Genomic DNA, 9,823 nt, shown 5'->3' with positions numbered 1-9,823 from the left:
AATTTATTGATTTTATGAAAAATGTCTCCGCGGAGACGCGCGCGGCCAAATACAACATCGGAAATTTCAAAGAGATGGATTAATTTCCTTTGATTTGGGAAAAATTCATGGATGACAATCTTTGGGAGAAGGCCGGTTATCCGCGCCGTTATTCCTTTGGAGGGACCAACCCCGGTCTTTTGAAAGAAAGTGGCGCCCTTTTTGATTTCTGCATCCAGAAATTCAATGCGGAATATATCAAACACTATCAAAACAACGATGCGTTTTATAAAGACAGTACCTTGTTTATTGAGTTCGCTCGCGGAGGACTGGAAGGGTATACCAAATCTCTTCATCAACTTTCCCTTGAAATTTTGAAAAATTCCGCCATTCTTTTTGTCAATGTCTCCTATGAAGAATCGTGCCGCCGGAACAACGCCCGTTATCAGGAAAAAATGAAACACAGCATCTTGGCCCACAAAGTGCCCGATGAAACGATGCAAAATTTTTATCAGGTTCATGATTGGGGAAGATTGACGGAGGAGAAAGCATCCGGTGTTCTCACGGTTCAAAATGTGCGTCTTCCCTTTGTTACAATGAATAACGAGCCCGAATTAACGGATCCCGTTTTATTGGATCAACGATATGGTTTGGCATTACGCAAACTTATGGAGCTCAATGAATCCGCAAATATTTAAAAATTTAATTCTTATTGGACGTCCCGCAAGCGGTAAATCCGAATTTATTGATTTTATGAAAAAGCTTTCCGATGAGACGCGTCGAGAGGTTTTTCATTTGGGAAAAATTTACGAGCTCGATGACTTTTTGTGGCTTTGGGAAAAATTTGTCGAAGACGATGTCTGGGAAAAAGCGGGACACCGCAGACTTTTTTCCAAGCGCAGTGAGCACGGATATGTGGTGACGGAAAGTTCGGTGCTGGATTATTGCCTTTCCCGTTTCAACGAAGAAGCCCGCAAACAACCACAGGACGGAACCATCTCCGACGGAACCATCTCCGACGGAACCATCTCCGATGGAACCATCTCCGATGGAACCGTCTCTGACAGAACCGTCTTTATTGAGTTTGCGCGCGGGGCAGGGGATGGGGGTTACAATCATGCCCTCAATAAACTCTCCGATGAAATTTTGAAAGACGCTGTTATTTTGTTTATTTATGCCTCTTATGAAGAAGCCTGTCGGCGCAACGAGTCACGCTATCAGGAAAAATTAAAACACACGGTGTTGGCGCACAAAGTGCCCGACGAAGATATGGAACGTTTCGGCAAAGAAATCGATTGGCTAGAGTTGACCAAAAATCAACCCAAAGGACTCGTTACCATTCGTAATAGGAATATTCCGTTTGTCACCATGAATAATGAACCGGAATTGAAAGAGGAACGAGATTTATCCGAGCGCTACAAGCAGGCTTTAGATCAACTTTGCAAAATTTTATGAGGAGGGAAAATGAAATTTCTTAGAGCCCAGGAGGGGAGCACAAAACAGCTGGTGTACTTTTGCATAGGTTATTTTGTCACATACGTTATTACAGGCGTCACGGTGAAATATTACACCAAGATTGTTGGAATGGCGGACTTTGAATTTCTCGTTTACGGAACAGGAGCGGCTATTTGCATCCCGACACTCGTGGCTTTTCTTTTCAAGTGGTACCGATTTGAGCCGGATCACAAAGTTCGGTTGCTGGGCTTGAATATCCCGTTTGAATATTTTTATCTGATTCCTTCCGGAATTTGCACGGCAGTTGTGATTCCCACGACAACGCTGATGTATAGTCTTCCTATCTCAGTCATGGTGGCGATGATTATCATGCGTGCTTCGGTTATTGTCATCAGCCGTATTGTGGATGCGATCCAGATCCGCCAAGGCTATCTCAAGAAAAAAGTTTATCGTGAGGAAGATTGGGGAGTGGTGTTTGCTATGGTAGCCATGTGCATCAATATCTTCTGGGTTACCGGAAAAGAATTTGATTTTTTGAAATCTCTCCCCGCGGTTATTATTCTTGGCTCTTACGTGGTGGCATATGCCGTCCGCATTTACATCATGAATTATTATAAAAACGTTGGCGCGAGAGGAAAGAAATTCGACAATAAGGCCTTTTTCGCGGTGGAACAGTTTACTTCCACGACGACATTGATTCTCGTCTCTTTTATTATTTTTCATTCCATCAGTTGGTTTGGGTGGGATGTGCCGCAAGTACGGGCATTCCGTTCGGCGTTTTTGACACCCAATATCCATTGGATGAGTGCTAGCTTTTGGGGCAGTTTCTTCGGCATCGTCGCCTTTTTTTCCGTCTTTATTTTTATTTTCAAGGGCCGGACCGCCACGTTTGCAGGACTCGTGAACCGGCTCACTTCGCTCATTGCTGGAACGGCGGCGACACTGATTTACTGGAGTTTTTTCGGCGGCAAATTTCCGGATATCAAGGACTGGCTCTCGCTGTTGTTTATTCTGGTGGCCATTTATTTCATCACAAAAGCGGAGAAGAAACGTGTCCGTGAGTTGGTGAAAACTCATGAAGTGGAAGACGAAGTCAAGAGCGATAATGGACAAACGGTACCGATGCCGGTTGCGGTCACAGAATGAAACCTGTTATTACCGATTTTGATTCTTCCTCACTCAAAGAGGCGTTGCTGAGACTTGGGTTGAAGACCTATGCTTTTTGCCAGATTATCCAGTGGCTCTATCAAAAGAGAGTTACTTCCTTTGATGAAATGACCAATCTTTCAGAAAAAAACCGTCAACTTTTAAAGGAAAACTTCCGGTTTTCTTCAACCAAAGTCGCGGATATCAAACATTCCGCTGATGGCACCTGTCTTTTTCTGTTTGAACTGTCCGATGGAAAGAAAATTGAGGGTGTTTACATTCCGGCAATAACGGGTCGAATCACCCTTTGTCTTTCTACCCAAGTTGGGTGTGCCATGGGTTGCCATTTTTGCCGGACAGGGGAGATGGGTTTGTTACGAAATTTAACTCAAGGGGAAATTTTGGAACAGGTTTTAATGATCCAACGCTGTTTCCCCGCAGAACAGGTGACGAATATTGTTTTCATGGGGATGGGAGAACCGATGGCCAATCTCAAAGCTGTGAGTGGGGCACTGAAAATTTTGGAAGATAAAAAAGCTTTTGGATTTGCAAAACGCAGAATCACGGTTTCCACCGCCGGTTTGGTTCCCAAAATGTTTGAATTTATTCAGGATAACAAAACGAAACTGGCTGTTTCTCTTCATGCCCCCAATGACAAACTTCGTAATGAGTTGATGCCAATCAACAAGCGCTACCCTTTGGCGGAGCTCATGCAGTTTTGCAGAGACTACAATCGCATTTGCAAATTGCCCGTGATTTTTGAATATATTTTACTCAAAGGCGTGAATGATGCGCCCGAATTGCTGGAAGAATTGATTCGCTTACTCAATGGAGTTTCTGCCAAAATTAATTTGATTCCTTTTAATTCTTTTCCGGAATCACAGTATCAACCTTCGTCTGCCGAGACGGTTGAAATGTGGCGCGACCGATTGTATGAAGCGGGAATTCAAACGAACGTTCGGGCAGAACGCGGACGAGATATTCTAGCCGCCTGCGGACAATTGGCGGCTTGAAGAGGGACCATGGACCATAGACCGTGGACTATGGACCATGGGGCAAACAACAATGAATCTGGAACTTATCAAAACACAGATTGAAAAAGCGAAGGCGCTTGTTTTTGATTTTGATGGAACGCTCGTGGATTCCAATGCCATCAAACAAAATGCCTTTGCGAAATGCTTTTTTGAGTATCCAAAACAACTTGATGCCATTATGGTCTATTGCAATAGCTATAATAATATTCCCCGAGTTGTAAAATTCAGGCATGTGTTTGAAAATATCTTGAAACTTCCTTATCCTCCGGAAGTGGAGCAACTCATGCTGGATCGCTATGCCTCGGAAACCACTGAACAGGTGATTGGCGCCGCCGAAATACCCGGTGCCATCCGTTTTTTGAAAAAAGTAGCGTCAAAAAAAGAAACAGCTCTGCTCTCCAGTACCCCCCACGAATTTCTTCTCCGAATTCTTGAGAGGCGAGGGTTAAAGAAATATTTTGGAAGAATTCAAGGCGCCCCTGTGGATAAAAAAGTTTGGTTGGAAAATTATGTCGGAAGTCGCGGCTTTTCCAAAACGGAAGTTTTGTTTTTTGGTGATTCGCCGGAAGATGTCCAAGCCGCAACGGGGGCCCAAGTTCCTTTTATTGGAGTAGGAATGCGTTCAGAAATCCAATATGTCATTGCCAGTTTTGAATCTTTACTATAGTTTGTCGCCCTATGTTTTTAGATTCTATCTTCGGTTTTTTCTCCAATGATTTGGCGATTGATTTGGGCACGGCCAACACCCTTGTTTATCTTAAGGGCAAGGGAATCATCGCCAACGAACCTTCTGTCGTGGCGGTTCAAAAAGACATCCGCGGTATCAAACGTGTTTTGGCGGTGGGCAGAGAGGCCAAAGAAATGCTGGGACGCACCGCCGGTTTGATTGAGGCGATCCGCCCGATGAAAGACGGAGTCATCGCCGATTTTGAAGTGACCGAAGCCATGCTCCGCTACTTTATCCGCAAAGCTCACAATAGAAAAACTTTGATTCGCCCGCGCATCATGATTTGCATTCCCTTCGGCATTACCGAAGTGGAAAAAAGAGCGGTGCGTGAATCGGCCGAATCAGCCGGCGCTAGGGAAGTTTATTTGATTGAAGAACCCATGGCCGCGGCCATCGGGGCTGGTCTTCCCATTACGGAACCTTCCGGAAATATGGTCGTCGATATCGGCGGAGGTACCACCGAAGTGGCGGTGATTTCTCTCGCGGGCATTGTTTTTTCCAAATCAATCCGCGTCGCGGGCGATAAAATGGATGAAGCGATCATCCAATACATGAAACGGAAATATAATTTGCTGATCGGAGAAAGAACCGCCGAGGCGATTAAAATTCAAATTGGAACGGCCTACCCCAATGGCGAAATTACAACGATGGAAATCAAGGGAAGAGACCTTGTCGCGGGAGTTCCCAAAACACTCACCATTCATTCCGAAGAGGTACGGGAAGCCATCATGGAACCAATCAACGCCATTGTTGAGGCGGTTAAAATTACGCTGGAAAGAACCCCGCCGGAATTGGCCGCGGATATTGTCGATAAAGGAATTGTATTAACAGGGGGCGGTGCACTTTTAAGAAATCTTGATATTTTATTGCGTGAAGAAACAGGGCTTCCTGTCACGGTAGCAGAGGATCCTCTCTGTTGTGTGGTGCTGGGGACGGGCAAAGCCCTTGATCAACTCGATGTCCTCAAGGGACTCACCGTAACTTAAGGGACCTTGAAACTATGGACCATGGTCCAACGACTTAAACCATCCTGGCAATTTCTCATTCCACTTGTTCTTGTTATTTTTTTTCTTTCGCTTCTTTCCTCGAAAACAAGACGTGCCCCTTGGTATGAACAATGGGCGTGGAATGTTGTTGCGCCCGTTACAACGGTGTTCTCGTGGTTTGGAGGCGGCCTTTATCATACTTGGGATCGCTATGTTTATCTGGTAGGGGCCCAAAGAGAAAATGAGAGGCTTCAGGAAGAACTAAAAAAGTTGCGGCAAAAAATGGTTGCCTTTGAAGAAAGCGTTGCCGAAAATGAAAGGCTTGTGCACTTGCTCGATTTAAAAAACACGCAATCGCCCGCTTCTGTTGCCGCACGGGTTATTGCCTATGATCCACGCTCCGAATTTAAAAGTGTACGCATCAACAAAGGGAGTAGGGACGGACTCCTGCCCGACATGCCCGTTATTGCCACGGAGGGTTTGGTGGGAAAAGTGGGTCCCGTTTTTGATCACGACGCGATTGTTTTATTGATTATCGATCCTGCCAGTACTGTCGATGCCTTTGTGGAACGTTCCCGTGTGCGGGGACTTTTGAACGGCGCCGCGAAAAAGACGGAGCTAAGACCCTGTTATTTTTTAACCCGTCTGGAATATCTGAAACGCTCAAGCGATATTCAAGCCGGAGATCAGGTGATTACTTCCGGTTTGGATCAACTCTATCCAAAGGGAATTTTGGTGGGGACTGTTGAAACGGTGGAGCATAATCGTTACGGAATTTTTGTTGATGCCGAGGTGGTTCCCACCGTTGATTTTTCACGTCTGGAAGAAGTTTTGGTCCTGAAAAAATGAGACTTTGGTTTTTATTCATTCTGTATGCCATTTTTATTATTGCGCTAAAAAGCGCGTGGAACATTCCCTGCGATTTTCTTTTGATCGCCGTCATTTATCTTGGATTTTACGAAGATTGGCAAATGGGGTTTTTGTTGACACTCTTGTTCGGTTTTCTTTTGGATGTGGTGTCGTTCGGTCCATTGGGATTAAGCATTTTTTCCTTCGGAGTTGTGTACGTTTTGATCCGGTTTTTCAGAAAAAAAATTCTGATTCAATCATGGGAATCCCGTTTTTTCTGGGTTTTTCTGCTCACCTTTATTGCCGGAATCATGGCGTTGAGTTTTCTGGACTGGTCGAGTCAAACGGTTGATTATCTCAAAATATATCTCCCGCGTTTGTTGTGGGCCTCCATTGTAAACGGTGTTTTTGGAATTTTTTTGTTATCTTTTTTCAAATGGTATCGCAATTTGAAGTGGCGGGATTTATTCAAAACTAAAGATATTCTCTTGAAGAAGTAGAATTTGAAGACCTGTCATTCTGAGCCCTTCGCTTTGTCATTCTGAGCGAAGCGAAGAATCTGCTCAGGCTCAGGATAAACTCCGCGAAGAATCTAATTTGTTATCCAGTAGATCCTTCACGGAGTTTACACTGAGAGAAGCGAATGTGTTCAGGATGACAGCATTTAGTGGAATACGCTTATGGAACTCTCCCAAGGTCATATTCAGGAACTGGAACCACGTCTTAAAAAATTTGCTATTTTTGTTTTTCTTGTGACTTTGGCAATTGGTTTGCGTCTTTATTATCTTCAGGGGATACGGGGAAAGTTTTATCACTTTTTTTCCGAGGAAAATAGTATTCGTGAAAATACAATTCCGGCTTTGCGTGGAGTGATGTGGGACCGCAACGGGACTCCTTTAGTTGATAATCGCCCCGCTTTCGATCTGATTCTCGTTCCGCAATATGTCCTCGACTCCAAAAAAACATTTCAGACACTGTCGAAGGGTCTTAAAATTCCTCTTGAAAAACTGGAGGGGAAATGGGCCGACCGTTTCAGGCAACCCGCCTATCAACCGATTGTGCTTCAGCAGGATATTCCGATGGATACCGTTTCGTGGATTAAGGCCCACAAAACGCCGTGGGGAGTTTTGTCGGAAGACAATGATCTTCGAGGCGTGGATGTGCGGCTTCGTTATTCGCGCGAATATAGGGACGGGGATATTGCAAGTCATGTGTTGGGTTATGTGCGGGAAATTGATGCGGATCGGCTCAAAAATTTTCAGCAAAAATGGCCGGGTCGTTATCATTTGGGAGATCAGGTAGGGCTTCGCGGGTTGGAAGAGGTTTGGGATGTGACATTGCGAGGTCAGGATGGTTTTCAACAGAAGGTGGTCAATGCGATGGGGCGGGAAATTATGTATGCCGGTATTCAGGAAGAGTTGGTGCAGAAAAAGGCAGTCGATGGACAACATTTAAAATTGACTCTCGATACGCGTCTTCAAAAAGTGGCGCGTGATTTTTTCCGCGGGAAAAGTGGTTCGGTGGTTGCGCTGGATCCGCGCGATGGAGCGGTTCTTTTGCTTTATTCCGCGCCTTCCTTTGACCTCAACTTGTTGGGTGGAGATCAGGGAAGTGAATATTGGAAAGAAATTGCCGCCAAACCGGAAGGATATTTTTTGAACCGGGCTCTGCAGGGCGCCTATCCTCCGGGTTCGACCTACAAAATTGTCACGGGCATTGCCGCGTTGCATGAAGGAGTTATTTCTCTCGATGACAAAATTCATTGTAGTGGAGGATTGCAATTTGGAAATCATTTCTTTAGGTGTTGGCGTAAAGGGGGACACGGATCGGTTGATTTTCATCGTTCCATCGTCGCTTCCTGCGACGTTTTTTATTACACCATGGGCCTTAGACTCGGTGTCGATCGCTTGGCAAAATATGCGCGGGCATTGGGATTGGGAGCTCAAACAGGAATTGAACTCCCCGATGAGAGAAGCGGTCTGATTCCAACTTCGGAGTGGAAATTGAAAGCGCGCAAAGATCCATGGCATGAAGGAGAAACACCTTCCATTGCGATTGGACAGGGTTACGACTTGGTGACTCCGATTCAATCGGCTCAAATGGTAAGTATGGTTGTGAATGGGGGACATAAGATACGTCCTTATCTCGTGCAAAGTCAGGCCGATCCGATAACAGGTGCGGAGAGTCTTGTGACAAGAAATCCTTCGCCAAAAAAAGAAGGAGATGTTGATTTGCGTCCGGAAATTTTGGAGCAGATGAAAAAAGCGCTCGTTGATGTTGTGGCCGGCGCAGAAGGAACCGCGCATCGCCTGAGCGCTTTAAAAATTCCGATGGGTGGAAAAACCGGTACGGCGCAAGTTGTAGCTCTGGGCAAAAGTTGTGGAGGACATCTTTGCAAAGACCACGCTTGGTTCGTTGCGTTTGCCCCCGCAGAAAATCCGCAAATTGCAATCTCGGTATTGGTTGAAAACGGAGGCCACGGCTCCTCCAGCGCCGCACCATTAGCGGGGGAATTAATCAAGGCCTATTTGGGTGAAGGATCAAAAGGAAACGAAGCGCCCATAGTGCCCGCAATGCCGGAAGTTCCAGCGGAGGAGGATATTGGAGATTGAAAAAAGGATGTCATGATTATGTTTCAATCCCCTCTCCCCTTGTGGGAGAGGGTTAGGGAGAGAGGATCATTAATGGCAACGCAAATAAAGGGCATCTCTAAAAACCTATTGTCATTCTGAGCGAAGCGAAGAATCTCCATTTTTAAAGGATTTCCACGGGATCCTTCACGGAGTTTACACTGAGCGTAGCGAATGTGTTCAGGGTGACAAGCGGAGTTTTTAGAAGTACCCTAAAACAATATGAAACGTAAAATTCTGGAAAATTTTAACTGGTCTTTATGGTCGGCCGTTTTCGCCCTCGTGGGGATTGGGCTTGTCAATCTTTACAGTGCCCTGAATGTTTGGGGTGAGGGGGGGATGGTTCATCTTTTTTGGCATCAGCTGATCTGGATTGGTATCGGCCTTTTGATTCTCGTGGTTTTCGTCAGCATGGATTACCGTTTTTGGTACAAGCTTTGCTGGTTTTTTTATGGCCTTTCAATTTTGTTGCTGGTTTTGGTGTTATTGGTCGGAAAGGATGTGAGCGGCAACAAAAGCTGGCTTGAACTCGGCGGTTTTTCCATGCAACCTTCCGAATTTGCCAAGCTGGGTCTTGTATTTGTCTTGGCAAAATATTTTAGCGATAACCCACAGCCGATGGGGTACGGTTTTAAAGAATTGCTGAAACCTCTTGGTTTGACTTGTGTGCCGATGTTTCTTGTTTTGATGGAAAAAGATTTAGGCGGCACCCTTTTTTATCCTCTCATTTTCGCGACGCTTGCCTATATAGCTCGGTTACGTAAAAAAGCCGTTATTATCTTCTTCTGTATTATTTCGGTGGTGGGAGTTGCCGCCTATCAGTATGGGTTAAAACCGTATCAGAAAGAGCGGATCCGCGTTTTTCTAAATCCGGAAGCCGACGCAAGAAAGGGTGGCTATCATCTGGTGCAATCCAAAATCGCGGTTGGTTCCGGCCAGATTTTTGGCAAAGGTTATCTTAAGGGACAAATCAATAAGCTACGCTATCTTCCCGACAGACACACCGATTTTATTTTT

Annotated in this window: 10 protein-coding genes; all 10 read left to right on the top strand. The window is 45.3% G+C overall.

Annotated elements, in window-relative coordinates; all coding sequences use genetic code 11:
• Window positions 1-107 precede the first annotated feature (107 nt).
• Window positions 108-677, top strand: a complete 570-nt coding sequence (locus tag HY877_01020) for a hypothetical protein (GenBank protein ID MBI5298871.1) — start codon at window positions 108-110, stop codon at window positions 675-677.
• A complete protein-coding gene (locus tag HY877_01015) occupies window positions 658-1,434 on the top strand; it encodes a hypothetical protein (protein ID MBI5298870.1) in 777 nt (258 codons plus the stop codon). Before HY877_01020 ends, HY877_01015 begins: the two co-directional genes overlap by 20 nt.
• A gap of 9 nt (window positions 1,435-1,443) precedes the next feature.
• Window positions 1,444-2,580 (top strand): hypothetical protein, encoded by a 1,137-nt coding sequence (locus HY877_01010; GenBank protein ID MBI5298869.1) that lies wholly within the window; start codon window positions 1,444-1,446, stop codon window positions 2,578-2,580.
• Window positions 2,577-3,593 carry a 23S rRNA (adenine(2503)-C(2))-methyltransferase RlmN gene (gene rlmN, locus HY877_01005; protein MBI5298868.1) on the top strand — a complete coding sequence of 339 codons (1,017 nt, stop codon included), beginning with the start codon at window positions 2,577-2,579 and terminating at the stop codon, window positions 3,591-3,593. The genes HY877_01010 and rlmN overlap by 4 nt, the downstream gene beginning before the upstream one ends.
• 52 nt (window positions 3,594-3,645) lie before the next feature.
• Entirely contained in the window at window positions 3,646-4,281 is a 636-nt protein-coding gene (locus tag HY877_01000; protein MBI5298867.1) for an HAD hydrolase-like protein, read from the top strand.
• An 11-nt stretch (window positions 4,282-4,292) separates the two neighbouring features.
• Entirely contained in the window at window positions 4,293-5,327 is a 1,035-nt protein-coding gene (locus HY877_00995; protein ID MBI5298866.1) for a rod shape-determining protein, read from the top strand.
• 21 nt (window positions 5,328-5,348) lie between these two features.
• Window positions 5,349-6,176: a rod shape-determining protein MreC gene (mreC, locus tag HY877_00990; protein MBI5298865.1), complete on the top strand. Its 828-nt coding sequence runs from the start codon at window positions 5,349-5,351 to the stop codon at window positions 6,174-6,176.
• Window positions 6,173-6,676 carry a rod shape-determining protein MreD gene (gene mreD / locus HY877_00985; GenBank protein ID MBI5298864.1) on the top strand — a complete coding sequence of 168 codons (504 nt, stop codon included), beginning with the start codon at window positions 6,173-6,175 and terminating at the stop codon, window positions 6,674-6,676. Before mreC ends, mreD begins: the two co-directional genes overlap by 4 nt.
• Before the next feature lie 180 nt (window positions 6,677-6,856).
• Window positions 6,857-8,788, top strand: coding sequence for a penicillin-binding protein 2 (gene mrdA, locus HY877_00980; protein MBI5298863.1), 1,932 nt, complete (start codon window positions 6,857-6,859; stop codon window positions 8,786-8,788).
• 240 nt (window positions 8,789-9,028) lie between these two features.
• The coding region (locus HY877_00975) for an FtsW/RodA/SpoVE family cell cycle protein (GenBank protein ID MBI5298862.1) at window positions 9,029-9,823 on the top strand (795 nt) is incomplete at its 3' end.

The organism is Deltaproteobacteria bacterium (genome assembly GCA_016213065.1).
Classification (GTDB): Bacteria; UBA10199; UBA10199; order SPLOWO2-01-44-7; family SPLOWO2-01-44-7; genus JACRBV01.
This window is presented reverse-complemented; position numbering and strand designations above follow the sequence as displayed.

Coding starts and splice junctions, on each gene's coding strand:
- HY877_01020 (MBI5298871.1), top strand. CDS start 108: ATGGATGACAATCTTTGGGAGAAGGCCGGTTATCCGCGCCGTTATTCC.
- HY877_01015 (MBI5298870.1), top strand. CDS start 658: ATGAATCCGCAAATATTTAAAAATTTAATTCTTATTGGACGTCCCGCA.
- HY877_01010 (MBI5298869.1), top strand. CDS start 1,444: ATGAAATTTCTTAGAGCCCAGGAGGGGAGCACAAAACAGCTGGTGTAC.
- rlmN (MBI5298868.1), top strand. CDS start 2,577: ATGAAACCTGTTATTACCGATTTTGATTCTTCCTCACTCAAAGAGGCG.
- HY877_01000 (MBI5298867.1), top strand. CDS start 3,646: ATGAATCTGGAACTTATCAAAACACAGATTGAAAAAGCGAAGGCGCTT.
- HY877_00995 (MBI5298866.1), top strand. CDS start 4,293: ATGTTTTTAGATTCTATCTTCGGTTTTTTCTCCAATGATTTGGCGATT.
- mreC (MBI5298865.1), top strand. CDS start 5,349: ATGGTCCAACGACTTAAACCATCCTGGCAATTTCTCATTCCACTTGTT.
- mreD (MBI5298864.1), top strand. CDS start 6,173: ATGAGACTTTGGTTTTTATTCATTCTGTATGCCATTTTTATTATTGCG.
- mrdA (MBI5298863.1), top strand. CDS start 6,857: ATGGAACTCTCCCAAGGTCATATTCAGGAACTGGAACCACGTCTTAAA.